We start from the raw sequence: 25,491 nt of genomic DNA, 5'->3' as shown, positions 1-25,491 counted from the left end.
CATGCGCATCTCGGCCTCCCCGATCGAACTGAACGCGACCACCCCGAACGATCCGGCCCGGATCGACAAGGTGTCGCGCCAGTTGGAAGGACAGTTCGCCAACCTGCTCGTCAAGAGCATGCGCGACGCCAGCTTCGGCGATTCCCTGTTCCCGGGCGAGAACCAGACTTTCCGCGACATGTACGACCAGCAGATGGCCAAGGCGCTGACCGAGGGCAAGGGGCTGGGCCTGGCGGCGATGATCGCCAAGCAGCTGGGCGGCAAGAGCGCCGACACCCCGCCGACCACTACCTCGATCGGCGCCGCGCAGGCGGCCAAGGCGTATTCGCTGGTGTCCGGCCAGGGCGGCGGCAGCGTCGGCAACGGCGCGATCGCCGGCGCATCCGCGCCGGCCGATACCGACGCTGCGGCGATCGCCGGCGCCGGCGCCTGGAGCGGCATGGAGGCGGCGGATGCGTCGCAGCAGCAGGTCGCGCGCGTGCTCGACCTGATCGCCGGCCGCGAGACCAGCGCGATGCACGAAGCGCTGGGCAGCAACCCTGCCGACGGCAGCGCCACGCTGCCGTGGACCGGCACCGACGACCGCTGGCCGAACCTGGCCGCCACCGCGGCCGACGACGACAAGAGCATCGATGCCGGCGCCGCCGCGGCGGCCAACGCGGCCGCGGCCAGCCTCGGCACGCGCACCCCGGAAGGCTTCGTCGCGCAGATCTGGACGCATGCGCAGAAGGCGGCCAAGGAACTGGGCGTGGACGCGCGGGCGCTGGTCGCGCAGGCCGCGCTGGAAACCGGCTGGGGACGCCGCGGCATTTCCCGCGGCGACGGCGCCAGTTCCAACAACCTGTTCGGGATCAAGGCCACCGGCTGGAGCGGCGAGCGCGTCACCACCGGCACCCACGAATACGTCAATGGGGTCAAGCAGTCGCAGAGTGCGGACTTCCGCGCCTACGCCTCGCCGGCCGAGAGCTTCGCCGACTACGTGCGCCTGCTGAAGACCAATCCGCGCTACCAGCAGGCGCTGAACGCCGGCACCGACATCCGCGGCTTCGCGCAGGGCCTGCAGCGCGCCGGCTATGCCACCGATCCGTCCTATGCGGCCAAGATCGCCGCGATCGCCGGCGGCCCGACCATCGGCCGCGCCGTCGCCGCGATCGGCAATGCCGCCGCCAGCGGCATCGGCCGCGCGTTCGCCAGCACCTCCGATCCGTCCAACAGCGCCCTGCGCTGAGGTAGCCGTCCATGTCCGTCCTCTCCACCGGCACCAGCGCCCTCATCGCCTTCCAGCGGGCGCTGGCGACCGTGAGCCACAACGTCGCCAACATCAACACCGATGGCTACAGCCGGCAGCGGGTCGCGTTCGCGACCACCACGCCGACCCGGTACGGCTCGGACTACATCGGCAACGGCACCAAGATCACCGACATCTCGCGCGTCGCCGACCAGCTGGCGACCTCGCGGCTGCTGGACAGCGGCGGCGAACTGGCGCGGCTGAAGCAGCTGTCGGCCTTGTCCGACCGCGTCGACGGGCTGTTCTCCGACACCGCCACCAATATCTCCGGCCAATGGTCGAAGTTCTTCGACGCCAGCACCGGCCTGTCCGCCAACGCCTCGGCCACCGCCAGCCGGCAGAACCTGCTGGACAACGCCGGCTCGCTGGTGACCCGCTTCAAGCAGCTCAACGGGCAGATGGACGCGCTCGGCAACGAGGTCAACAACGGCCTGCTGTCCGCGACCACGGAAGCCAACCGCGTGGCCGCCGAAGTGGCCAAGATCAACGGCCAGATCGGCAGCAACGCCGCCGCGGCCGCGCCGGACCTGCTCGACCGCCGCGACCAGCTGATCACGCAGCTGGTGGGCTACACCGGCGGCAGCGCGGTGCAGCAGGACGGCGGCGCGATCAACGTCTACACCGCCGGCGGCCAGGCGCTGGTGGTCGGCACCACCGCCTCGACCCTGACCACCGTCACCGATCCCTACCAGCCAGGGCGCCTGCAGGTCGCGCTGCAGGCGCAAGGCGCCACCATCGCCCTGGGCGACAGCGCGATGGGCGGCCAGATCGGCGGCCTGCTCGAGTTCCGCAGCGACGTGCTGGATCCGACCAAGGCCGAACTGGGGCGCCTGGCCACCGGCCTGGCGGTCACCTACAACCAGCAGCACAAGGCCGGCGTCGACCTGTACGGCAACCTGGGCGGCGACTTCTTCTCGCTGTCCGCCCCCAGCGTGAACTCCAACGCCGCCAATACCGGCAGCGCCAGCTTCAGCGCCGCAGTCAGCGACCTGAGCAAGCTCGACGGCAAGAACCTGCTGCTGAAGTTCGACGGCAGCACCTGGACCGCCGCCCGCGCCGACACCGGCGCCAGCGTGGCCATGACCGGCACCGGCAGCAGTGCCGACCCGTTCGTGGTCAACGGGGTGACGCTGCAGCTGTCGGGCACCGCCGCCGCCGGCGACAAGTTCCTGCTGCAGCCCACCGCCGACGCGGTCACCCACCTGGGCGTGGCGATCACCGATCCGTCGCGCATCGCCGCGGCCACGCCGATCACCGCCAAGACCGACCTGGACAACCTGGGCACCGGCAAGGTCAGCAACGTGCGCGCCAGCAACGCCGCCAATCCCAACCTGCTGAACCCGTCCAGCATCGCCTTCATCGACGCCAACCAGTACACCATCGACGGCGCCGGCCCGTTCGCCTACACCGCCGGGCAGACCATCAGCGCCAACGGCTGGAGCCTGACCCTGGACGGCGCGCCGGTGGCCGGCGACACCTTCGCGGTCGGCCCCACCGGCGCCGGCTCCAGCAACAACGGCAACGCGCTGACCCTGTCCAACCTGGACGATGCCAAGGCGTTCAATGGCGGCACCATCACCCTCAACGGTGCGGTGTCCGGCCTGACCACCACGATCGGCTCGGCGGCGCGGCAGGCCAAGTACGCGGCCGACGCCCAGGACGTGATCCACACCAATGCGCAAGACGCGCGCGACTCGGTGTCCGGCGTCAACCTGGACGAGGAAGCCTCGAACATGTTGCGCCTGCAGCAGGCCTACCAAGCCGCGTCGCAACTGATTTCCACCGCCGATACGATGTTCCAGTCCATCCTGGGTGCGATCCGATGAGCAACCGCATTTCCACCGGCATGATGTTCAGCCAGTCGGTCAACAACATGCTGGGCAAGCAGGCCAAGATCTCGCACCTGGAACAGCAGCTGGCCACCGGCAAGCGCCTGGTCACCGCGGCCGACGATCCGGTCGCCTCCGGCACCGCGGTCAACCTGGACCGCGCGGTGGCCGAGCTGGCGCGTTTCGGCGAGAACGCCAACAACGTGCAGAACCGCCTGGGCCTGCAGGAGAACGCGCTGGCGCAGGCCGGCGAGCTGATGGCGCGGGTCAGCGATCTGACCGTGCAGGCGAACAGTTCGGCGCTGACCACCGACAACCGCAAGGCGATCGCCTCCGAACTCACCTCGCTGCACGACAGCCTGCTGAGCCTGTCCAACAGCACCGACGGCAGCGGCCGCTACCTGTTCGCCGGCGCCGCCGACGCCAACGCACCGTTCGCGGTGGTCGGCGGCCAGGTGGTCTACAACGGCGACCAGACCCAGCGCAGCGTGGAGGTGGCCGCCGACACCCTGGTTGCCGACGCCCTGCCCGGCAGCGAGATCTTCATGCGCATCCGCACCGGCGACGGCACCGTCGACGCGCACGCGGCCGGCGCCAACACCGGCACCGGGCTGTTGCTGGACTTCAGCCGCGACGCGACCTCCGGAACCTGGAACGGCGGCAGCTACAGCGTCGCCTTTACCGCCACCGACACCTATGAAGTGCGCGATGGCGCCGGCACCGTGGTCAAGACCGGCACCTACGCCGCCGGCGAGACCATCAGCTTCGACGGCCTGAAGATGCGCCTGGACGGCGCGCCGGCGGTCGGCGACAGCTTCCAGATCGGCGCCGCCACCAACAAGGATGTGTTCTCCACCATCAGCACCCTGGCCGCCGCGCTGAACACGGACCCGATCACCGCCACCGACAAGGCCGCGCTGCAGAACACCCTGCAGTCGTCGATGCGCGACATCAGCCAGGCCTCGGCGAAGATGATCGACGCGCGCGCGTCCGGCGGCGCGCAGCTGTCGGCGATCGACAACGCCGCCGAGTTGCGCGCCTCCAACGAAGTGACGCTGAAGACCACGCTGTCCTCGCTGCGCGATCTGGACTACGCCGATGCGATCGGCCAGTATCAGCTGGAGCAGTCCGCGCTCAAGGCGGCGCAGACCATCTTCACCCAGATGCAGTCGATGTCATTGTTCAACATGATCCGCTGAATCCCCGCATTCTCTTCTTGCGCGCATGCCGGCCCGCGCCGACGGCGCTGCGGTCCGGGCGGACCTCGACGCAATCCAGGCGCAACTGCAGCGCCGCCGCTCCAACCCCGGGATGGCTTTCATCGGCCACGAAATTGCGCGATGCTCTGCCGAACGGGGAGAATGCATGACAACCAGGGAACAGGACGGCGCCCACGCCGATGTGCCGGCGGGCGCCGCGGCCGCTTCTGGCGGCGGGCCGCAGGCCGATGCGATCGAGCAGGCGCCGACCGATTGGTCGCTGCTGCCGGTCAAGCACGTCAACCAAGACTCGATGGTCGCGGAGATCTGGCGCCTGCTGCGGCAGGAGCCGGCGTTGATGGTCAGTGCCGGCTACGTGTTCCTGTCCGCGCTGGGGCTGTGGTCGAGTTACTTCTTCTACCTGCGTTTCCAGTTGTCGATCCTGGACTACCTGCAGGTGAGCGACTTTCTGGTCGCCGGCCTGCGCGATCCGGCCTACATCCTGATCCTGCTGCTGGGCATCCTGATGGCGGTCGTGCTCGGCTGGCCGGAGACGCTGCGCCGCCGCAACCCGGCCAAGGTGGAACGCCTGCGCGCGCGGCATTGGGGCTGGCGGTTGCTGTTCTCGCATTCGCCGTGGATGAACTGGGAACTGTTGGGACTGCGGCCGTTGACCGGCATGTGCATGGCGGTGGTCTGCTTCATGGCCTTTGGTGCGGCACTGTATGCCATGAACACGGCCGAGAAGATCCGCGATGGCCGCGCGGGCACGCCGGTGCAGGTGGTGCTCAGCGGCGACAGTGCGGCGCTGCCGGGCAACGCGAAATTGCTGGGGTCCAGCAGCGCGTTCGTCTTCCTGTGGTGGCCCGAGCAGCGTCGCGCCGAAGCGGTGCCGATCGCCTCGATCCGCCGACTGCAGTCGGGCGTGGTGCCGGCCAAGCGCCCGGCTCCGGCAACGGCGGCGAAACCGGCGCCGGTGCCTGCCACGGCGCGCTGATCGCCTGGACTTCACTGCCCCTGGCCACAGGACTGCCACTGGCCACAGGGCCGCGGATACAACGATGCCACCGGCGTTACGCCGTAGGCTCTCGGCGCCCTTTCCTGGCGTAGCGCCTTCTTTATCCGCGCCTGGGCCGGATCCTGCCTCGACGCCGCCTTGATGATCTTTGCCCGCCTTTTAAGCATTGTCTCTTTGCGCCGATCTCCGGGCGGCTTTCTTGCCGCTTATCCGCAATCCGGTGAAGCCCTCCTTCGTCCGGACCGCCGCGACGCTTCTTTTATACCGAGTTCGTCATTGCCATCGGCTGCGCACGGCCCCTGCGCCGGAACCCTAAAGTTTGGCAAACCGCGGCCGAAACAAGCTCTTCGCCGCGAGTGCCACAGGCTCCCGGTTCGCCGCATCGCGATATTTTCCGCAGCGAATCGCTAAAGGTTGTGACCCTCCCGCCGTTATTTATCTCAGCAGCGGCAACGGCCAATTGATGGCCCCCCTGCGGAGGCTCCAGGCACCGACAGGTTGCCGGATAAATCGCTTAGAGGAGATATCAAAATGGCACAGGTAATCAACACCAACGTAATGTCGCTGAACGCTCAGCGTAACCTCAACAGCACCAGCTCGAGCATGGCGACGTCGATCCAGCGTCTGTCCTCGGGCCTGCGCATCAACAGTGCGAAGGACGACGCCGCCGGTCTGGCGATCTCCGAGCGCTTCACCACCCAGATCCGTGGCCTGGACGTCGCCTCGCGCAACGCCAACGACGGCATCTCGCTGGCCCAGACCGCTGAAGGCGCGATGGTCGAAATCGGCAACAACCTGCAGCGTATCCGCGAGCTGTCGGTGCAGTCGGCCAACGCCACCAACTCCGACACCGACCGCGAGGCGCTGAACTCGGAAGTCAAGCAGCTCACCTCGGAAATCGATCGTGTTGCCAACCAGACCAGCTTCAACGGCACCAAGCTGCTGAACGGCGATTTCTCTGGCGCCCTGTTCCAGGTCGGCGCGGATGCCGGCCAGACCATCGGCATCAACAGCATCGTCGACGCCAATGTCGATTCGCTGGGCAAGGCCGGCTTCGCCGCCGACCAGACCAGCACCGCCGCCTTCGTCGCCGGCACCGCGACCGCTTCGGGCAGCATCTCGGGCATCTCGGTTAACGGCAAGTCGATTGCCAGCGTCAGCGTCGCCGTCGGCGACACCGCCGCCGACATCCAGAAGAAGGTCGCCGCGTCGATCAACGACAAGCTGGACCAGACCGGCGTGTACGCCTCGGTCGACAACGCAGGCAAGCTGAAGCTGGAATCGCTGAAGGCTGGCACGGACTTCTCGTTCACCGCCGGCACCAGCAGCGCCACTGGCGTGACCGTGGCTTTCGGTGGCGTTGCTGCCACCGCCACCGCGGTGGCCGGCAGCACCAGCACCCTGGAAGACCTGGACATCTCCAGCTTCTCCGGCGCCCAGCGTGCCCTGGAAATCGTCGACAAGGCGCTGACCTCGGTCAACTCCTCGCGCGCCGACATGGGTGCGGTGCAGAACCGCTTCACCTCCACCATCGCCAACCTGAGCTCCACCTCGGAGAACCTGTCGGCCTCGCGCAGCCGCATCCGCGATACCGACTACGCCAAGGAAACCGCCGAGCTGACCCGCACCCAGATCCTGCAGCAGGCCGGTACCGCGATGCTGGCGCAGGCCAAGTCGGTCCCGCAGAACGTGCTGAGCCTGCTGCAGTAACAGCAAGCGCACACGCAACGATCGAAGGCCCCTCCGCAAGGAGGGGCCTTTTCGTTTTCCGCCGCCCGGCCGGCACAGGACTTGCATTGGGGTCGGGGCATTCCCGACATGCGCGGACGGCTCAAGAACCGCCGTCCGCCGCCGATACCCCTATCTACCGCTGGCCTCCGTGCCCGCTATCGTAAGGAAGCCCACCCATGGCTACTTCATCGCTTTTTGCCGTCGGCTCCGGTATGGACGTCGCCGCCGTGGTCAAAACCTTGGTCGCCGCGCAGCGCGCGCCGCAGGAAAACCGGATCAACGCGGACGGCACCGCATCCAGCGCCAAGCTTTCGGCGCTGAGCACGATCAAGGGCGCGCTGTCCAACCTGCAGACGGCGATGAACGCGATCGCCAAGAGCGCCGACAAGAGCGCGGTCAAGGCCACCGTCGCCGACGGCGCCGGCTATACCGCCAGCGTCACCGACAGCGCCACCGCCGGCAACTACAGCATCGAGGTGGTGAAGCTGGCCGAACGGCAGAAGCTGACCTCGGCCGCCTATGCCGACAAGGCCGTGGTCGGCGACGGCACGTTGACGATCGGGTACGGCGACAAGTCGCTGAACGTCACCGTGGCCGCAGGCAGCAAGCTCAGCGATGTCGCCGCAGCGATCAACAAGGCCGCCGGCGGCAACGGCGTGACCGCCAGCGTGGTGAGCGCCGACGACGGCGACCACCTGGTGCTCAACGCGGTCGATTCCGGGACCAAGGGCGCGCTGACCATCAGCAGCGCCGGCGGCAACGGCGGACTCAGCGCGCTGACCTACGGCAGCGGCAACGGCGGCGGCCTGACCCAGACCGTGGCCGCGGCCGACGCGATCGTGCGCGTGGACGGTTTCGAGCGCACCTCCAGCAGCAATGCGGTGGCCGACCTCGTCCCTGGCATCACCTTGAATCTGACCAAGGCCGCGGAAGGCACCAAGTACAGCCTGACCATCGCCAACGACAGCACCAGCCTGAAGGCGAACATCACCGCGTTCGTCACCGCCTACAACACCGCCAACACCCTACTGAAATCTTCCAGCGCCTACGACGCCACCAACGACAAGTCCTCGGCGCTGACCGGCGACTCGATGGTGCGCGGGCTGCAGCAGTCGCTGCGCAAGCAGGTCAGCGAAAACGTGGTCGATCTCAAGGCGCTGGGCGTGACCATCGACAAGAACGGGGCGATGAGCTTCGACAGCGCCAAGTTCGACAGCGCCGTCGCCAGCGACCCGACGTCGGCCAAGGCCATGTTCGGCACCGACGGCGGCTTCACCGCGGGCATGACCACGCTGTTGAACAGCAACCTGGATACCACCAGCGGCACCATCACCCAGCGCACCGCCTCGCTCAACAAGCACATCACCGACCTGACCAACCAGCTCAGCAACCTGGACAAGCGGATGGAAACGCTGACCAAGCAGTACACCGACAGGTTCACCGCGATGGACACCATCGTCGCGAAGATGCAGAGCACCAGCGACTACTTGGCCAAGCAGTTCTCTTCCAACAACTGATAATCGTTATCGAGATGCTCTTCACGGGACTCAAGTCGGACCGCCCAGTGGCCGATAACGTGTGTATCGACAGTCATTCCGGCCCAGCTCCGAATACCGCCGCCGTGGCGCCATCGCCACGTACGGCGGCAAGCGGCCGCTACGCCACCCGAGGGAGTTTTCCATGCACGGTTCCAGTCGCCAATACGCCGAGCAATACCGCAAGATGAGCGTGTCCACCAGCATCACCGATGCCGACCCGCACAAGCTGGTCGCGCTGCTGTTCGCCGGCGCCTGCCAGCGCATCCGTCAGGCCCAGGCCTGCCTGGCGCAGGGCGATCAGGCGCGCAAGGGCAAGGCGATCGGCGAAGCCTGCGCCATCGTCGGCCACCTCAACGGCTCGCTGGACCACGAGGCCGGCGGCGAGATCGCCAACAACCTCTCGGCGCTGTACGACTACGTGATGCACCGGCTCACCGAAGCCAACCTGCACAACGACGAAAGCGCGCTGGTCGAATCGCTGGAATTGCTCAGCGAGATCGACGCGGCCTGGAATGCCATTCCGCTGCAGCAGCGCGAACTGGCGCCGGTCGCCGCGCTATGACCGTCAGCCTCGACTCGCTGCACGCCGAACTGCAGCAGCTGCAGCAGGCGCTCGATAGCGACGAGCACGCGCTGGCCGAGCGCCTGGTCGCCGAGCACGACCAGCATCTGCGCCACTACCTGCAACAGACCGGCGCCGACGCCGCACGCGATGGCCTGGCCTCGCTGCTGACGCTGCAACAGGCGGTGATCGCGCAGATGTGCCAGGCGCGCGACGAAGCCGGCGACTGGCTGCGCGCCAACCGCCAATCCAACAATGCCGCACGCGCCTATTCGCAGGCCGGATCGCTGAGATGAACAGCGTGTCCGACGGCACCGCGCACCATCCCGCCGAGACCGAGCTGTTCCACGACACGCTCAGCTGCGAACTGGCGCTGCCGGCCGATTTCAAGCTCGGCAACGGCATCGGCCGCTTCGGCGCCGGCGAAGCGCTGCTGCGCGGCCTGGCCCAGATCGAGGACCTGCGCAGCGACGACGGCAGCGAGGAACGCGGCGACCAGCCGCTGCAACTGCAGCGCATGGACGCCAAGCTCGACCTGATGCTGGTACTGCTCGGCCGGCTGGCGCGGCAACACGAAGACACCCTGCCGCTGCGTCCATTGCGCTGGTCGCGTCGCGGACTGAGATTGGAGCTGGGTTCGCGCTCCGGTGCCGCCCCCGGCGCCGCCGGCCTGCTGCGCCTGCAGCCCTCCGACTGGCTGCCCGACTACCTGGAACTGCCGGTGCAGGTGCTGGCCGAAGCCGTCGCCGGCAGCGGTTTCTACCTGTGGCTGCGCTTCGAAACCCAGCCGGCGGGCATGGAAGAAGCCCTGGAGCGCCACCTGTTCCGCCTGCACCGGCGCCAGATCGCCGACAACCGGCGTGCGGCCGAGCGGGCGCCGCCCGCGCCGTGAGCGGCGGCGAGGTTGGCGGCAGCGGCGCGCTCGGCTAAGGTGCGGTACTAGTAGAGAGGGACTTCCACCGTGCGAGTCATCATCGTCGACGATCACACCCTGGTTCGCGCCGGCCTGAGCCGGCTGTTGCAGGCGTTCGCCGACGTCGACGTGGTCGCCGAGGCCAGCAACGCGCAGCAGGCGGTGGACCTGACCACCCTGCACCGCCCCGACCTGGTGCTGATGGACCTGTCGCTGCCCGGGCGCAGCGGCCTGGACGCACTGAGCGACGTGCTGCAGACCTCGCCCAAGACCCGTGTGGTGATGATGTCGATGCACGACGACCCGGTGCACGTGCGCGACGCGCTGGACCGTGGCGCCACCGGCTTCGTGGTCAAGGATGCGGCGCCGCTGGAACTGGAACTGGCGCTGCGTGCGGCCAGCGCCAACCAGGTGTTCCTGAGTCCGCAGATCTCCTCGAAGATGATCGCGCCGATGCTCGGCCGCGAACGCCCGGTCGGCATCGCCGCGCTGTCGCCGCGGCAGCGCGAGATCCTGCGCCAGATCGGCCGCGGCCAGAGCAACAAGGAAATCGCCTCAGACCTGGGCATCAGCGTCAAGACGGTCGAGACCCACCGCGCGCGGATGATGGAATCGCTGGGCTGCCGGCGCGCCAACGACCTGGTGCTGCTGGCCGCGCGTCATCAGAACGAACTGACCTGAGTCGCGGGCAACCGAAGCAGCGCGCAACGGATTCCCGACACGCCGCACTGGCATGGCGCTTGCCTTAACCGGTCAGCTGCCGCCGTGAACCTGGCGAAGCCCGCCAGCACTGGCTCTGCAGCGCCGGTCGACCGGCACCCCCTACACGCATGTAGGGATTTTCCCTACAGACTGTCGGGAATTTGACTACCTCGCTCAGGAACCTCCCGATTCTGTTACCGTCGGATGGCAAGCACTATGCATTCCACGGGCGCCAGAGGCTTGGCGCCAAACCGAGGAAGTTCGCATGAAGCCGACCGTCTCCGCCCAGCTAGGCCAGCACCTCCACCTGACGCCGCAGTTGCTGCAGTCGATCCGATTGCTGCAGCTGGACGGGATGCAACTGGAACTGGAAGTCCGGCGCGCGCTGGAGAACAACCCGCTGCTGGAACTGGAAGAGCCGGAAGGCGTGCTCGAGCCGGTCGTCGATCACGACAACGCGTTGGAAACCGCCGCGTTCGACGAGCTGCCCGAATCCTCGATGTGGGATATCCCCGTCGCCGGCTGGAGCGAAGGCGAGGACGACCGCATGCAGCGCATCGCTGCCGGCGAATCCACCGACCCGCAGGTGCGGGTGTTGCAGCGCCTGGCGCTGGAACTGGACGAGCGCCAGCTGGAAGTGGCCGCGTTCTGGCTGGAGCACAGCGACGATGCCGGCTACCTCGACGGCGCGCTGGACACGCTGACCCTGCTCGCCTGCGCGCGCTTCGACCAGCCCGCCGCGCAGGTGGAGGCGGTCCGCCAGCGGCTGCTGCACGGCGACCCCGCCGGCCTGGCCGCCTGCGACCTGCGCGAATGCCTGAGCGTGCAGCTGGCCGCCCTACCCGGCCGCGTCGCCGGCCGCCACCTGGCCGCGCGCATCCTGGCCGGCGACCTGAACCTGCTCGCCAGCCACGACTACCCGCTGCTGGCGCGCCAGCTCGACGCCGAAGCCGACGACGTGCGCGAAGCGGTGCGGCTGATCCTGTCGCTGCAGCCGCGTCCCGGCGACAGCCTGCTGCCGGAAAACCTGGGCCACGTGATCCCGGACGTGGTCGCCTGGCACAGCGACGGCACCTGGCGGGTCGCGCTGAACCCGGCCACCACCCACCGCGTCACCGTCAACCCGATGCACGAGCGCGCCCTGGCCGAGGCCGGCGAGGCGGCGGCGCCGCTGCGCGAGATGCTGCAGGAAGCGCGCTGGCTGACCCGCGGCCTGTCGATGCGCTACGAGACCCTGCTGCGCACCACCCGCGCCATCGTCGAGCGCCAGGCCGCGTTCCTGGTCAAGGGCGAGGAAGCGATGGCGCCGCTGACCCTGAAGGAAGTGGCCGACGCGATCGGCATGCACGAATCCACCGTGTCGCGCATCACCACCGGCAAATACCTGCAGACGCCGCGTGGTACCTTCGAACTGAAGCATTTCTTCGCCGTGCGCCTGGAAGGCGCCGCGGTCTCGGGACAGGCGGTGCGCGCGATGGTGCGGCGCCTGATCGAATCCGAGCCGTCGGGGCGGCCGCTGGCCGACGAGGCGATCGCCGGCTTGCTGGCGCGCCAGGGCGTGAACGTGGCCCGGCGCACCGTGGCCAAGTACCGTGAACAACTGGATATCGCCCCCGCCCGCGAACGCCGTCGCGCCAAACCGCTGCTGGCCCGCGCGAGCTAAGGAAACAATGCATATGAACAAACTGTCCGTGCTTCTGGTCGACGACCACGAAGGCTTCATCAATGCCGCGATGCGCCACTTCCGCAAGCTCGACTGGATGGAGGTGATCGGCAGCGCCGCCAACGGCCTGGAGGCGATCGAACGCTCCGAGTCGCTACGCCCGCAGGTGGTGCTGATGGACCTGGCCATGCCCGAGATGGGCGGGCTGCAGGCCACGCGCCTGATCAAGACCCAGGACCAGGCCCCGTACATCGTGATCGCCAGCCATTTCGACGATGCCGAACACCGCGAGCACGCCATGCGCGCCGGTGCCGACAACTTCGTCAGCAAGCTGTCCTACATCCAGGAAGTGATGCCGATCCTGGAGGGCTTACGCACAGAGGGAGTACCGGCATGAGCGAATCGCGCATCCTGGTGATCGACGACGACGCGGTACGCGCCGAACGCACGGTCAGCCTGCTCGAGTTCATGGACCTCAACCCGCGCTGGGTGACCGACGTGGCCGACGTCAACCCGGGGCGCCACCGGCAGAGCGAGTGGATGGCGATCCTGGTCGGCGGACTCGACGACCAGGCCCAGGCCGATGCGTTCTTCGGCTGGGTCGCGCGCAGTCCGCTGCCGCCGCCGGTGCTGCTGCTCAACGGCGAAGCGCAGGCGTTCGCGCAGCGCCACGGCCTGCACGAAGCCAACGTGTGGCAACTGGAGGCGCCGCTGCGCCACGCGCAACTGGAGACCCTGCTGCGCCGTGCCAGCCTCAAGCGCCTGGACGCCGAGCACCAGGCCGGCGCGGTGCAGGACAGCGGCCCGACCGGCAACAGCGAAGCGGTCGTGCGGCTGCGGCGGCTGATCGACCAGGTCGCCGCGTTCGACACCACCGTGCTGGTGCTGGGCGAGTCCGGCACCGGCAAGGAAGTGGTGGCGCGCGCGATCCACCAGCAATCGCCGCGCCGCGACGGCCCGTTCGTGGCGATCAACTGCGGCGCGATCCCGCCGGACCTGCTGGAAAGCGAACTGTTCGGCCACGAGAAAGGTTCCTTCACTGGCGCGCTGTCCGCGCGCAAGGGCCGTTTCGAAATGGCCGAGGGCGGCACCCTGCTGCTCGACGAGATCGGCGACATGAGCCTGCCGATGCAGGTCAAGCTGCTGCGCGTGCTGCAGGAGCGCAGCTTCGAGCGCGTCGGCGGCAACGTCACCATCCGCTGCAACGTGCGCGTGATCGCCGCCACCCACCGCAACCTGGAAGAGCGCATCGCCGGCAACCAGTTCCGCGAGGACCTGTTCTACCGGCTCAACGTGTTCCCGATCGAGATGCCGGCGCTGCGCGAGCGCAGCGACGACCTGCCGGCGCTGGTCAACACCATTGCCGCGCAGCTGGCGCGCACCGGCCGCGGCGAAGTGCGTTTTTCCGAGGAGGCGCTGCAGGCGCTGCGCGGCTACGAGTGGCCGGGCAACGTGCGCGAGCTGACCAACCTGGTCGAGCGCCTGGCGGTGTTGCATCCCAGCGGCCTGGTGCGGGTGCAGGACCTGCCGGCGCGCTACCGCGGCGACTTCGCCTCCTCGATCGACGTGTCGGCGCCGCCGGCCCCGATCGCGGCGCCGGATCCGCGCCGCGTGCCCAACGTGGTCGATCTGCACGTCGGCCCCAAGGCCTTTGCCGATCCGGCCGAGTCGGCCGCGCAGGCCGCGGCGACGCTGCCGGAAAGCGGACTGGACCTGCGCGGGCACATGGCCAACATCGAGCTGGCGCTGATCAACGAAGCGCTGGAGCGTACCCAGGGCGTGGTCGCGCATGCGGCGCAACTGCTGGGCCTGCGCCGCACCACGCTGGTGGAGAAACTGCGCAAGTACGGCATCGACCGCGACCAGACCGAACTGGCCAGCTGAGCCGGCACGTCGACATTCACCCCAGCGGCCACCGCAACTGTGACCCAGGAGCTTCTCGCATGACCGTCGTTCTGACCTACGGCACCTTCGATCTCCTGCATGTGGGCCACATAAATCTGCTGCGCGGCGCGCGCGAGCTAGGCGACAGGCTGTTGGTCGGACTTTCCAGCGATACGTTCAACGCGCTCAAGCACAAGAGCGCTCTGCAGGACTATGCCAGCCGCGAAGCAGTATTGCGCGCGATCCGCTACGTTGACGACGTTTTTGTCGAAGATAGTTGGGAGCAAAAGGCCAACGACATCCGCAAGTACCACGGCGACCTGCTGGTGATGGGATCGGACTGGCAAGGTGAGTTTGATTTCCTCTCCCGCTATTGTCAGGTGCGCTATCTGCCGCGCACCGAGAACATCTCCAGCTCTTCACTGAAAGCGCTTGCGCGCGAGAATGCGCCAGCGTCGCAAGCTGCCGTCGATGTCGCCGTGCTACCGCTGCGTTCCTCGCGCTGACGCGCGCCATGGAGCCGAGTGTGCGGGAACTCGCTTTCGATGTGCCGAGTGGGTTGTCGCTGCATGACAATGTGTTGCGCGTAGCGCTTCAGTGGGTGCCGTCGCGGCGTGCCGAGGCATGGGAACTGCGCCTGGTTAGGCGCGATGGCGGCGATACGCTCGTTGCCGCGTGTGAGGCCGTAGCCGGCGAGCTGCGTGCTGCAGTTCCGATTCATCCGCTGCTCGACGCGCCGGCCGGCCGCTGGGATGTGCAGTTGTGCCGCAGACAGTCCAACGGCGAAACGGTGCTGCCACTGATCTCGTCGCCGAGTCCCGGTCACCCGCGGCATTTCCTTGAGCAGCGCGTTGGCGCGCACGGTTTGTCGGCCTATCTGAGTGATAGCGTGGGCTCACTGGTGTTGTACGTTGCTCCGCACGCACAGCACCAGCGCATGGTGGCCGCAGAGAACGCCAAGGCCCGTTTCGGGGACTGGCTGCGGGAGCTGCCACTGCAGGAAGATCTGGTCCTGTTCGAGAGCTTCCTCGGCAAGAGCTACGCCGGCAATCCGCGCTATGTCTACGAAGCCTTGCGTGAGCTTCGCCCGGACCTGCGCTGCGCCTGGGCCTACAGCGGCAATCAGCCGATTCCAGGCGATCCACCGCGGGTGGTGCGTGGCTCACCCGACTACTACCGGCTGCTGGCACAGGCCAAGTACCGGGTCAACAACGTGCTCTTCGCCGCGCCTGGGCGCAAGCCGGAGACCGTGTACTTACAGACTTGGCATGGCACGCCGTTAAAGCGACTTTCCTACGACATCGAGGTCGCCGGGCCGGAAGCCGACGCGCGCGAGAATTTCTACCGCGAATCGCGCGGCTGGAGCGTACTGCTCAGCGAGAACTCTTACTCCACCGAAATCTTCCGCCGCGCCTTCCGCTACTGCGGGCCAATCCTGGAGACCGGCTATCCGTTGACCGATCCATTGTTCAATCCCGTCCTAGACCGAGCCGCGTTGGCAGCGCGCCTGGGCCTGTCTTCGGATCACAGCTTCGTGCTGTATGCGCCAACGTGGCGCGACCACAAGCCAATCGGGGCATGGCGTTTCGATTTTGACCTACAGTTGGACCTGCAGGCGTTGTCTTCGGCGCTGGCGCCGAAGCAGACGTTGCTGGTCAAAGCTCACCATTTGGTCGCCGCGCGCCTGGATCCTGACGCTCTACCGGCCAACGTGGTAGACCTTTCGCACTTGGATGACATTAACGAGCTGTGCCTGCTCGCCGACGTGCTCATCACCGACTATTCTTCGGTACTCTTCGACTATGCCGTCACTGGAAAACCGATCCTGTTCTACTGCTACGACTTGGAGCTGTACGCGTCGGAGATCCGTGGTTTCTACCTAGACGTGGAGCGCGACCTGCCCGGCCCGCTGGCGCGCACCACAGCGGAGTTGGTAGCGCTATTCGGCGATCTGCCGACGGTCACTGAGGCATATGCAGGGCGCTACGCCGCCTTTCGTCGTCGCTACTGCGCATTGAACGACGGAAACGTGGCACGGCGCGTGATTGAAGCCGTATTTGGAGGCGCTCCTTGATCCTAAATGCGCTCGTCTTCCCCTGTGGTTCGGAAATAGGTCTGGAGATCCACGCAGCGTTGAAGTACAGCAAGGTTGTGCGCGTTCACGGCGCTTCGTCGGTATCCGATCACGGGGAGTTCGTCTACGCGCGCTATCGGCAGATAGACGCACATGTCGCATCGACCGACTTCATCGAGCAGCTCAATCAGCTGATCGATGAATGGAAAATCGACATCGTGCTTCCCGCACATGACAGCGTGATTCCAGTGCTGGCCCAGCATCATTCGAAATTGCGGGCCGCGGCAATGGTCCCAGACGCCGAAACCGCAGCACTATGCCGCAACAAGAACCTCGCCTACGCACGGCTACGTCCGCTGGGCATAGTGCCTGCCGATATCGATAGTGCAACGCCGGGTTATCCGATCTTCGCCAAGCCAGCGGTCGGCCAAGGCAGCCAGGGCGCGGAACGCGTAGACAACGCGGCCCGCCATCGCCAACTGCGCGACAGCCCCATCGAGTACGTTTTCAGCGAATATCTTCCTGGCGCAGAATATACCGTGGACTGCATCTCCGACCACGCCGGCGCTCTGCTGCATGCCGCCCCGCGCGTGCGTAGCCGGATCAAGGGTGGCATCAGCGTGCGCACCGAGCCGGTCGCTACCGATCCGTCGATCGACGCGATGGCCGCTTCGATCGCTGCAGAACTGAGGCTGCGCGGCGCATGGTTCTTCCAAGCGCGCCGAGATGCGCAAGGCGTGCCCAAGTTGCTCGAAGTGGCGCCGCGCATAGCAGGTTCGATGGGACTGTCACGCAACCTCGGCGTCAACTACCCGCTACTGAGCATCTATGCGCACTTGAGCATGCCTTTCAGTGTCTGCGCGCAAAACTACCCAATCCAAATGGACCGCGCCCTGCACAGCCGGTTCCGTACCGGGCTACGCTACGAGCGGGTATACCTGGATCTGGATGATACTTTGATAATCGATGACCGGGTCAACCCGCTGCTGATGGCGCTGCTTTACCAGTGGTCCAACCGCGGCGTCAGGGTCAGCCTGATCACCCGCCATGCGCACTGTCCGCGACAGACGCTGGCGCACTACCGCATCAGCGCCGAACTGTTCGACGAAATACTGCATATCGAGGATGGCGCGCCAAAGAGCCGGTACGTCACGCACACCAAAGGAGCCTTGTTCATCGACGACTCCTACCGCGAGCGATGCGACGTACTCGATACCCATGGCATCCCGGTTTTCGACGTGGACGCCATAGAACAACTGCTGGAGTGGCGCGCATGAACCCGATCCAAGCGGCATCTGAACCCGATGCTACGCCGCTGCTTTCGCTTGTGGTGCTGGTCTACAACACGGCCCCCTACCTTCCGGCATGTTTCGACTCGCTACTGACGCAGCGCTACACCAACATCGAGATCCTGGCAATCGACGACTCCAGCAGCGACGACAGCCTGGCGATCTGCCGCGACTACGAGGCACGCCATCCAAACTTCCGCTGCCTGACCAAAGACAACGAAGGCGGCGCAGTGTCGGGCAACCTAGGCATCGCGATGGCGCGCGGTGAGTACGTGGCGCTGGTCGATTCGGACGATGTGGTGACGTCCGATGGCTATGCACTGCTGATCGCCGAGGCGCTGCGCTGTGACGCCGACATCGTCATCGGACGCGCCGCGCGACTCACCGATGATGGCGCTCACTCTTCTGTCGCATTCTTATACGAGCCGTTCGTGTGGAGCCGGCGCAGGGTGATCGATTCGGTGACAGAGTTCCCCGACATCATTCACGACGGCTTTTATTGGAACAAGGTGTTCCGCACCACGTTCTTGCGTGAACACCAGCTGGGCATGGTTCCCGGCCTGCTCTATGCGGATCGCCCGTTCGTGCATAAAGCCTACTTCCTAAGCCGACGCACCGCGATCATCCCCGAACTGGTATATCTATGGCGCGTTCGCGCGGCCGGCGGCCAGGCATCTATCACGCAGTCAATCAGTACGGCGGCTAATTTCAGCGACCGGATGCGTTCGGTGGCGATAGAATGGGACGATTTCGCCCACGTTCCCGCCGGCGAGACGTATCGCCGCGCGATCGCGGTTACCAACCTGCAACGTGCGCTATACACGGCGATCGGCGTGGTGTCCTCGCCATCATTTCGGAAAGTGTTCGTGCCGGCGATGCAGCAGCTGCTGGCACTGTATGGGGACTTGGACTATCGCTCACTGGGGGCGCGCCGTTCGCTTTACCTTGAGCTGATCAAGACCGATCAAATCGAAGGCTTGTGCTTTCTGCTCGGTGTGACCATGGAGAACTGCTGGATCGCCGAGATCGACGGTGCCTGCTATTGGCGGCAGCCATTCCTGGACAATCCTGAGGTGCCGATTGCGCGCGAGGTGATGCGGATCGACTTTCCCACCATCGGATTTTTCCGTCTGTGCGGCGTGCAGTTAATCGAGCAACGACTGCTTATCGAGCTTGAGATGCACGATTGGATCACGACTCGCTGCGATGACCTGGAGCTGGAACTGCATTCGCTGTACGGCGAAGGCGGTATCACCCTGCGACCGATGGGGCGGTTGCGCGCCCATGTCTACGGGTTTGAGCTGCCGCTGGACCAGGCCTGGGAACCGGGCGGACTGTACGGACTGATCCTGCAGTTCCGCAGCGGCGGCATTCAAGGGCGCTATCGCATCGGGCTTAAGATGATGCTGCCCGAGGTGCTGCTACAGTTGCCGCTGCTCAACAGTCGCGGCCGCCTGCTGCATTCGCCGGAGGCCGGCGGTGTAGGTTTTGCGGTGGACTGAGCGCTGGCGTCAGGCACGCCACTTGCATGCCTTGTCATTGCCACGAGCAGAAATCCATGACCCAGCTGCCCATTCCCGTCACCAGCCCGTTGCTGCCTCCGCTGGAGGAGTTCATCCCGTACCTGCAGCGGATCTGGGACAGCCGCATCCTGACCAACGGCGGCAGCATGCACCAGGCGCTGGAGAAGGCGCTGTGCGACTACCTGGGCGTGGAGCACATCGCCCTGTTCGCCAACGGCACGCTGGCGCTGGTGACCTCGCTGCAGGCGCTGCGCGTCACCGGCGAGGTCATCACCACGCCGTATTCGTTCGTGGCCACCGCGCATTCGCTGCTGTGGAACGGGATCAAGCCGGTGTTCGTCGACATCGACCCGGTCACCCTCAACCTGGACCCGGCCCGGATCGAGGCGGCGATCACCCCCAAGACCACCGCGATCATGCCGGTGCACTGCTACGGCACCCCGTGCGACGTGGCCGAGATCCAGCGCATCGCCGACACCTACAACCTGCGGGTGATCTACGACGCGGCGCACGCGTTCTCGGTGCGCGACGCCGGCGGCAGTGTGCTGCGCCACGGCGACCTGTCGGTGCTCAGCTTCCACGCCACCAAGGTCTTCAACACCTTCGAAGGCGGCGCGATCATCTGTCCGGACGCGCGGACCCGCCAGCGCATCAACCACCTGAAGAACTTCGGCTTCGTCGACGAGGTCACCGTGGTCGCCCCCGGCATCAACGGCAAGATGAACGAAGTCTGCGCCGCGTTCGGCCTGCTCCAGCTCCAGCACATCGACCAGGCGCTGGCGCGCCGCGCGCAGATCGACGCGCTGTACCGGCAGCGGCTGGCGGGCGTGCCGGGGCTGCACTGCCTGCGCGCCAGCGACCACGTCAGTCCGAACAACGCTTACTTCCCGATCATGGTCCAGGACGAGTACCCGCTGTCGCGCGACGAGCTGTTCCAGCGCATGCGCGACCACGACATTCTGGTGCGGCGCTACTTCTTCCCGCTGATCAGCGAGTTTCCGATGTACCGTGGGCTGTCGTCGGCGCTGCCGTCCAATCTGCCGGTCGCGCATGCCGCCGCGCGCCGGGTGCTGTGCCTGCCGATCTACCCGGACCTGAGCGAAAGCGACGTGGAGCGGATCTGCGACTTGCTGCTGGCCCCGGTCCGGCGCCGCGCGGCGTGACCCAACGGCATCCGCTCACGACGCTGGCGGCGCAGCCCGATGTGCCATGGTGGCGGCGCGAGATCGCCAGCGCCTGGCTGGGACGCGCAGTGTTGGCACTGTGGTGGTGCTTGGACAGACTGCTGCCCAAGCGCGATGACCATTGGGCTTTCTTTACCCATCCGCTAAAGCCGATGCAGTTCGTCGAGAACGCGCGCGCCGTGTTCGAGCAGGTCGGCGCCGATCCGGGTGTCCATAAGATCGTATTCGTGCGTAGCGCCGCGCAGTTCCCCCTGGATGCGGCCTGCAACACGCGCGTGCTCGAACTGGGCAGCATCGCCGGCCTGCTCGCGCTGGCGCGCTGCGGCGTGCTGTTGCTGACCAATTCGGTGGCCATGGACCTGTCGCTGCGCTGGCGCGACGGCAGCTACGACGCGCCGCGCGCGAGCCTGCGCCGCCGCGTGGTGGTCAACCTGTGGCACGGCATCCCGCTCAAGCGGCTGTTCGCGCTGGCCAACCCCGAGCAGCGCCGGCACGGCGACCGCAACGCGGCGCGGCGTCGCGAACGCCGCCACTACGCCGGGCTGGTGGCGTCGTCGGACGTGGACAGCTACGCGATGGCGGCGATCTTCCATCCGCTGCCGCCCGACCGGGTGTGGGTGACCGGCCTGCCGCGCAACGACTTCCTGCGCATGCCCGAGGACGCGCTGCCGGCCGCACTGCGCGAGCAGACCGAGCGGCTGCGGCAGCTGCGGCGCGGGCGGCCGCTGGTGCTGTACGCGCCGACCTACCGCGACACCCGCGTGGCCGCCATGCCAGGCCATGTCTTCAGCGACGGCGAAGTGGCGCGACTGCGCGAACTGCTGCAGGGCGCCGGCGCGGTGCTCGGTGTGCGCGGGCACTATCTGCGCAATGCCGCGCCGCCGTTCGACCCGCAGCGCCATCTGGACGACGACGTGCTGCTGGACCTGGAACACGAGCGTTTCCCGGAGATCGCGCCGCTGCTGCGCGAAGCGGCGGTGGTGCTGACCGACTACTCGTCGGTATACATCGACGCGATGTACCTGGACCTGCCGGTGCTGAGCTTCGCCTGGGACCTGGAGCATTACCGCACGCGCCAGAACGGCCTGCTGTATGACATGGCGCTGGCCTTCCCCGGGCCGGTGGCGACCGATTTCGACGCGCTGCTGGAGGCGCTGGACGCGACGCTGAAGCAGCGCGGACAAGCGCCGGACGCGCGCTACCGCGCCGCGCAGCGGATGTTCTTCAACCATCGCGACGCGCACAACGCGCAGCGGCTGGTACAGCGGCTGCGCGCGGCGATCGCGCAACGAGCCCAACGATGAGCCACGCCCCCTCCTCCTCCCCCGAAGCGCCGCTGGTCAGCGTGGTGATGCCGGCCTACAAGGCGCGCTTCCTGCCGCAGGCGCTGCACAGCGTGCGCGCGCAGACCCACCGCCCGCTGGAGCTGGTGGTCTGCGACGATTCGCGCGACAGCCAGATCCAGGCGATGGTCGAGGCCTTCGCCGCCGAGGTCGACTTCCCGGTGCTGTACCGGCGCAACCCGACCCGGCTGTGGGAGGTGCGCAGCACCACCCGCGGCGTGGCGCTGGCCTCGGGCGACTACATCAAGTTCCTGCACGACGACGACGTGCTGCACCCGGACTGCATCGCCGCGCTGCTGGCGGCGCTGCGCGCGGCGCCCAGCGCCGCGCTGGCGGCGGCTCGGCGGCGCCTGGTCGATGCGGACGGCGCGCCGTTGCCGGACGAACTGAGCACCAGCTTCCCGTTCGCGCACGACGTGCTGATCGACGGCCGCGAGCTGACCGCGTTCCTCGCCGAGCACACGGTCAACTTCATCGGCGAACCCAGCGCGGTGCTGTGCCGGCGCGCGCCGCTGCTGGCGCTCGGCGACGGGCTGGCCACGCTCAACGGCGTGCGCATCACCTGGGTCGCCGACCTGGCGCTGTACGTGAAGCTGCTGCGCGACGGGCCGCTGGCGATGCTGGCGCGGCCGCTGCTGGATTTCCGCATCTCGCGCGAGCAGTTCAGCCAGCTCGGCCGCGACCGGCCCGGCATCGGCACGCCCGGGCACGAAGCGCTGCGCCGCGCGATCCACGACCTGGGCTGGAGCCGCGACGACGGCACTGCCGGCGAGGTGGCGGTGGCGCCGCTGGACGGCAGCGCCGGCTTCGCCCGGGTCGACCTGCTGCAGGCGCTGCGCGCCGCGCTGACGCGCGACCTGGCGCAGCGCCAGCTGCGCGACTGGCAGGCGCGGCGCACGCTGCTGCCGGCGCAGCAGGCCCTGCTCGACGCGCACCTGCGCCAGGCCGGCCCCGGCCCGCGCCTGGGCGTGCTGGTGTCGGCGCCACGCGATGGCGACGCCGCCGCGCTGCAGCGTACGCTGGCCAGCCTGGCGCTGCCCGGCGCGCTGTACGCCAACCTGTCGGTCTGGCTGCTCGGCGCGGCGGTGCCGCCAAGCGTGGCGATCGGCAGCGGCGAGCTGGGCAGCGTCGCGTTCGACCCGGCCTATCCGGCCGACGCGCTGAACGCGGCGATCGGCGCGTGGGACGTGGACTGGCTGGTGCGCGTCGACGCCGGCACCGAATTCGCCGCCAGCGGCCTGCTGCGGCTGCTGCTCGAACTGCAGCAGGCGCAGCCGCCGCTGCGCGCGCTCTACGCCGACGAGTGGCAGCGCGGCGGCGACGGCGGCCTGGGCGCGGTGTTCCGCCCGGACGTCAACCTGGACCTGCTGCTGAGCAACCCGGCGGCGATGGCGCGGCACTGGGTGTTCCGCCGCGACGCGGTGCTCGCGGCCGGCGGCTTTTCCACCGACCATCCCGGCGCGCTGGAACTGGCCCTGATCCTGCAGCTGATCCAGCGCGGCGGCCTCGCTGGCCTGGGCCACCTGCCCGAGCCGCTGCTGACCTGCGATGCCACGCTGCGCGACGACCCGCAGGCGCAGATGCGCGCGATCCAGCAGCACCTGCAGCAGCGCGGCTACCACGACGCGCTGGTGGCGGCGATCCAACCCGGCCTGTACCGCATCGACTATGCGCACGGGCAGCGCCCCAGCGTGTCGATCGTGCTGGTGGTGCACGACGACCTGGCGCGGTTGCAGCGCTGCGTGGTCGGCCTGCTGGAAAAGACCGCCCACCCCCACTACGAGGTGCTGCTGGTCGACAACGCCAGCGCCGGCGCCGATACCCGGCAGTGGCTGCACGCGGTCGCCGGGCTCGCCGGCGGGCGGATCCGGGTGATCTGCACCGAGCAGCCGCTGGGCCATGCCCCGGCCTGCAATCTCGGTGCCGCGCAGGCCGAAGGCGACTACCTGCTGTTCCTGCGCGCCGACACCGCGGTCGTGCAGGCGCAGTGGCTGGACGCGCTGCTCAACCACGGCCAGCGCCCGGAAGTGGGCGTGGTCGGCGCGCGCACCGTGTCCGGCGACGGCGCCATCACCCATGCCGGGCTGCTGCCGGGCCTGCTCGAAGGCGGCGGCCACGCGTTCGTCGGCGAGGCGATGACCGCGCCGGGCTACATGGGCCGGCTGCAGGTGGACCAGAACTACAGCGCGGTGTCCGACGCCTGTCTGTTGCTGCGCCGTGCCTTGTTCGCCGAACTGGGCGGCTTCGACGCCGAGACGTTCCCGCAGCAGGGCGCGGACATCGACCTGTGCCTGCGCGCGGGCGCCCTCGGCTACCTGACCGTGTGGACCCCGCACGCGCTGCTGCTGCGCGGCGAAGCCGCCGAGCGCGCGCCCGACGCGGTGCACGAACGCCTGTTCGAGCGCTGGCTGCCGCAGCTGGCGCACGATCCGGCCTACAACCCGAACCTGCGCCTGGACCGTGCCGGCGGCTTCAGGCTGGACGAATCGGAGTTCTCGTGGCGGCCGCTGCCCGGGCGCCCGTTGCCGGTGGTGCTGGCGCATCCGGACGACGCGTTCGGCAGCGGCCACTACCGGGTGATCCAGCCGTTCCTGGCGCTGCGCGATGCCGGCCTGATCGACGGCGCGTACCACGCCAGGCTGCTGGACACAGTGGAACTGCAACGCTTCGCCCCGGACGCGGTGGTGCTGCGGCGGGTCGGCGACGACGCGCTGCGGCTGATGCAGCGCATGCACCGACATTCGCGCGCGTTCAAAGTCTTCGAGCTGGACGATTTCCTGCCCAAGTTGCCGCCCAAGAGCGTGCACCGCGAACACATGCCCAAGGACATCGCGCGCTCGGTGCGCAAGGCGCTGTCGTACATGGACCGGTTCGTGGTCTCGACCGCGGCGCTGGCCGAGGCCTATGCCGGTTACCACGCCGACATCCGCGTGGTCGAGAACCGGCTCAGCCCGCAGTGGTGGGGCGCGCTGCCGGCGTCGCGGCGCAACGCCGGCGCCAAGCCGCGGGTCGGCTGGGCCGGCGGCTCCAGCCACACCGGCGATCTGGAACTGCTGGCCGACGTGGTGCGCGACCTGGCCGACGAAGTCACCTGGGTGTTCTTCGGCCTGTGCCCGGACAAGCTGCGTCCCTACGTGCACGAGGTCCATGCCGGCGTCGAGCTGGCCCGCTACCCGCGCGCGCTCGCCGCGCTGGACCTGGACCTGGCGCTGGCGCCGCTGGAGCAGAACCTGTTCAACGAGTGCAAGAGCAACCTGCGCCTGCTCGAGTACGGCGCCTGCGGCTACCCGGTGGTCGCCAGCGACCTGCGCTGCTATGCAGGCGCGCTGCCGGTGACCCGGGTCAAGAACCGCTACCGCGACTGGATCCAGGCGATCCGCATGCATTTGGCCGATGCGCCGGGCCGCGCCGCCGCCGGTGATGCGCTGCGCGAGGCAGTCCGCCACGACTGGATGCTGCAGGGCGCACACCTGCAGGCCTGGCGCAGCGCCTGGCTGCCGGACTGAGCACAGCGGCCGTCGGGCCGGCACCGACATTGCATCCTGATCCTGGCCGGGACCCGCGCCGGCGCGGCGCGTCAATCGGCCGGCACCCGCGGACCGACCGCTGCGGCCGGGCGGCGTCGGGAAGCCGACGCCGGCGCCGCCGGCCATCGCACGGCACGCGCTCCCTTCTCCCCCCGGGAGAAGGTGCCCCGAAGGGGCGGATGAGGGTACGGGCGAAGCCTCGTGCCATTCGACGCAGCCACGCA

The 25,491-nt window shown here is 67.9% G+C and carries 20 protein-coding genes; all 20 read left to right on the top strand.

What is annotated here, in order from left to right:
- Window position 1: 1 nt before the first annotated feature.
- The gene (flgJ, locus tag NUG20_RS10615) at window positions 2-1,228 is read left to right on the top strand and encodes a flagellar assembly peptidoglycan hydrolase FlgJ (protein ID WP_263398271.1); all 1,227 of its coding nucleotides are present in this window, start codon (window positions 2-4) and stop codon (window positions 1,226-1,228) included.
- 11 nt (window positions 1,229-1,239) lie between these two features.
- Complete coding sequence (gene flgK / locus NUG20_RS10610; RefSeq protein ID WP_263398270.1) at window positions 1,240-3,114, top strand: flagellar hook-associated protein FlgK; 1,875 nt, start codon at window positions 1,240-1,242, stop codon at window positions 3,112-3,114.
- Window positions 3,111-4,316, top strand: coding sequence for a flagellar hook-associated protein FlgL (gene flgL / locus NUG20_RS10605; protein WP_263398269.1), 1,206 nt, complete (start codon window positions 3,111-3,113; stop codon window positions 4,314-4,316). The genes flgK and flgL overlap by 4 nt, the downstream gene beginning before the upstream one ends.
- Before the next feature lie 166 nt (window positions 4,317-4,482).
- Window positions 4,483-5,313 carry a hypothetical protein gene (locus NUG20_RS10600; protein ID WP_263398268.1) on the top strand — a complete coding sequence of 277 codons (831 nt, stop codon included), beginning with the start codon at window positions 4,483-4,485 and terminating at the stop codon, window positions 5,311-5,313.
- A 552-nt stretch (window positions 5,314-5,865) separates the two neighbouring features.
- Window positions 5,866-7,044, top strand: coding sequence for a flagellin (locus tag NUG20_RS10595; protein ID WP_263398267.1), 1,179 nt, complete (start codon window positions 5,866-5,868; stop codon window positions 7,042-7,044).
- A gap of 197 nt (window positions 7,045-7,241) precedes the next feature.
- Window positions 7,242-8,582: a flagellar filament capping protein FliD gene (fliD, locus tag NUG20_RS10590; protein WP_263398266.1), complete on the top strand. Its 1,341-nt coding sequence runs from the start codon at window positions 7,242-7,244 to the stop codon at window positions 8,580-8,582.
- 163 nt (window positions 8,583-8,745) lie between these two features.
- Window positions 8,746-9,165: a flagellar export chaperone FliS gene (gene fliS / locus NUG20_RS10585; RefSeq protein ID WP_263109365.1), complete on the top strand. Its 420-nt coding sequence runs from the start codon at window positions 8,746-8,748 to the stop codon at window positions 9,163-9,165.
- Entirely contained in the window at window positions 9,162-9,461 is a 300-nt protein-coding gene (locus tag NUG20_RS10580) for a hypothetical protein (protein ID WP_263398265.1), read from the top strand. Before fliS ends, NUG20_RS10580 begins: the two co-directional genes overlap by 4 nt.
- Complete coding sequence (locus NUG20_RS10575; protein WP_263398264.1) at window positions 9,458-10,057, top strand: PilZ domain-containing protein; 600 nt, start codon at window positions 9,458-9,460, stop codon at window positions 10,055-10,057. The genes NUG20_RS10580 and NUG20_RS10575 overlap by 4 nt, the downstream gene beginning before the upstream one ends.
- A 69-nt stretch (window positions 10,058-10,126) precedes the next feature.
- Window positions 10,127-10,759 (top strand): response regulator, encoded by a 633-nt coding sequence (locus NUG20_RS10570; RefSeq protein ID WP_263109368.1) that lies wholly within the window; start codon window positions 10,127-10,129, stop codon window positions 10,757-10,759.
- A 286-nt stretch (window positions 10,760-11,045) separates the two neighbouring features.
- Window positions 11,046-12,443 carry an RNA polymerase factor sigma-54 gene (gene rpoN / locus NUG20_RS10565; protein WP_263398263.1) on the top strand — a complete coding sequence of 466 codons (1,398 nt, stop codon included), beginning with the start codon at window positions 11,046-11,048 and terminating at the stop codon, window positions 12,441-12,443.
- A gap of 13 nt (window positions 12,444-12,456) precedes the next feature.
- Window positions 12,457-12,840, top strand: coding sequence for a response regulator (locus NUG20_RS10560; protein ID WP_010341669.1), 384 nt, complete (start codon window positions 12,457-12,459; stop codon window positions 12,838-12,840).
- A complete protein-coding gene (locus NUG20_RS10555) occupies window positions 12,837-14,327 on the top strand; it encodes a sigma-54 dependent transcriptional regulator (RefSeq protein ID WP_263398262.1) in 1,491 nt (496 codons plus the stop codon). The genes NUG20_RS10560 and NUG20_RS10555 overlap by 4 nt, the downstream gene beginning before the upstream one ends.
- A gap of 59 nt (window positions 14,328-14,386) precedes the next feature.
- Window positions 14,387-14,833: an adenylyltransferase/cytidyltransferase family protein gene (locus NUG20_RS10550; protein ID WP_263398261.1), complete on the top strand. Its 447-nt coding sequence runs from the start codon at window positions 14,387-14,389 to the stop codon at window positions 14,831-14,833.
- Window positions 14,834-14,853: 20 nt separating this feature from the next.
- Window positions 14,854-16,401 carry a CDP-glycerol glycerophosphotransferase family protein gene (locus NUG20_RS10545; RefSeq protein ID WP_263398260.1) on the top strand — a complete coding sequence of 516 codons (1,548 nt, stop codon included), beginning with the start codon at window positions 14,854-14,856 and terminating at the stop codon, window positions 16,399-16,401.
- Complete coding sequence (locus NUG20_RS10540; protein WP_263398259.1) at window positions 16,398-17,678, top strand: ATP-grasp domain-containing protein; 1,281 nt, start codon at window positions 16,398-16,400, stop codon at window positions 17,676-17,678. The genes NUG20_RS10545 and NUG20_RS10540 overlap by 4 nt, the downstream gene beginning before the upstream one ends.
- Window positions 17,675-19,192, top strand: coding sequence for a glycosyltransferase (locus NUG20_RS10535; RefSeq protein WP_263398258.1), 1,518 nt, complete (start codon window positions 17,675-17,677; stop codon window positions 19,190-19,192). The genes NUG20_RS10540 and NUG20_RS10535 overlap by 4 nt, the downstream gene beginning before the upstream one ends.
- Window positions 19,193-19,257: 65 nt before the next feature.
- Entirely contained in the window at window positions 19,258-20,376 is a 1,119-nt protein-coding gene (locus NUG20_RS10530) for a DegT/DnrJ/EryC1/StrS family aminotransferase (RefSeq protein ID WP_286038038.1), read from the top strand.
- A gap of 173 nt (window positions 20,377-20,549) precedes the next feature.
- A complete protein-coding gene (locus tag NUG20_RS10525; RefSeq protein WP_263398256.1) occupies window positions 20,550-21,701 on the top strand; it encodes a CDP-glycerol glycerophosphotransferase family protein in 1,152 nt (383 codons plus the stop codon).
- Window positions 21,698-25,246 (top strand): glycosyltransferase, encoded by a 3,549-nt coding sequence (locus NUG20_RS10520; RefSeq protein ID WP_263398255.1) that lies wholly within the window; start codon window positions 21,698-21,700, stop codon window positions 25,244-25,246. The genes NUG20_RS10525 and NUG20_RS10520 overlap by 4 nt, the downstream gene beginning before the upstream one ends.
- Window positions 25,247-25,491: the final 245 nt, after the last annotated feature.

It is taken from the genome of Xanthomonas sp. CFBP 8443 (assembly GCF_025666195.1).
Classification (GTDB): Bacteria; Pseudomonadota; Gammaproteobacteria; order Xanthomonadales; family Xanthomonadaceae; genus Xanthomonas_A.
Note: the sequence above shows the minus strand (reverse complement) of the source record. Positions and strands in the feature narration are given on the sequence as shown.

What these genes read in the sequence shown, in the direction of transcription:
- rpoN (WP_263398263.1), top strand. Translation starts at nt 11,046, where the DNA reads ATGAAGCCGACCGTCTCCGCCCAGCTAGGCCAGCACCTCCACCTGACG.
- flgJ (WP_263398271.1), top strand. Translation starts at nt 2, where the DNA reads ATGCGCATCTCGGCCTCCCCGATCGAACTGAACGCGACCACCCCGAAC.
- fliD (WP_263398266.1), top strand. Translation starts at nt 7,242, where the DNA reads ATGGCTACTTCATCGCTTTTTGCCGTCGGCTCCGGTATGGACGTCGCC.
- NUG20_RS10560 (WP_010341669.1), top strand. Translation starts at nt 12,457, where the DNA reads ATGAACAAACTGTCCGTGCTTCTGGTCGACGACCACGAAGGCTTCATC.
- fliS (WP_263109365.1), top strand. Translation starts at nt 8,746, where the DNA reads ATGCACGGTTCCAGTCGCCAATACGCCGAGCAATACCGCAAGATGAGC.
- NUG20_RS10520 (WP_263398255.1), top strand. Translation starts at nt 21,698, where the DNA reads ATGAGCCACGCCCCCTCCTCCTCCCCCGAAGCGCCGCTGGTCAGCGTG.
- NUG20_RS10535 (WP_263398258.1), top strand. Translation starts at nt 17,675, where the DNA reads ATGAACCCGATCCAAGCGGCATCTGAACCCGATGCTACGCCGCTGCTT.
- flgL (WP_263398269.1), top strand. Translation starts at nt 3,111, where the DNA reads ATGAGCAACCGCATTTCCACCGGCATGATGTTCAGCCAGTCGGTCAAC.
- NUG20_RS10580 (WP_263398265.1), top strand. Translation starts at nt 9,162, where the DNA reads ATGACCGTCAGCCTCGACTCGCTGCACGCCGAACTGCAGCAGCTGCAG.
- flgK (WP_263398270.1), top strand. Translation starts at nt 1,240, where the DNA reads ATGTCCGTCCTCTCCACCGGCACCAGCGCCCTCATCGCCTTCCAGCGG.
- NUG20_RS10550 (WP_263398261.1), top strand. Translation starts at nt 14,387, where the DNA reads ATGACCGTCGTTCTGACCTACGGCACCTTCGATCTCCTGCATGTGGGC.
- NUG20_RS10600 (WP_263398268.1), top strand. Translation starts at nt 4,483, where the DNA reads ATGACAACCAGGGAACAGGACGGCGCCCACGCCGATGTGCCGGCGGGC.
- NUG20_RS10595 (WP_263398267.1), top strand. Translation starts at nt 5,866, where the DNA reads ATGGCACAGGTAATCAACACCAACGTAATGTCGCTGAACGCTCAGCGT.
- NUG20_RS10555 (WP_263398262.1), top strand. Translation starts at nt 12,837, where the DNA reads ATGAGCGAATCGCGCATCCTGGTGATCGACGACGACGCGGTACGCGCC.
- NUG20_RS10575 (WP_263398264.1), top strand. Translation starts at nt 9,458, where the DNA reads ATGAACAGCGTGTCCGACGGCACCGCGCACCATCCCGCCGAGACCGAG.
- NUG20_RS10525 (WP_263398256.1), top strand. Translation starts at nt 20,550, where the DNA reads ATGCAGTTCGTCGAGAACGCGCGCGCCGTGTTCGAGCAGGTCGGCGCC.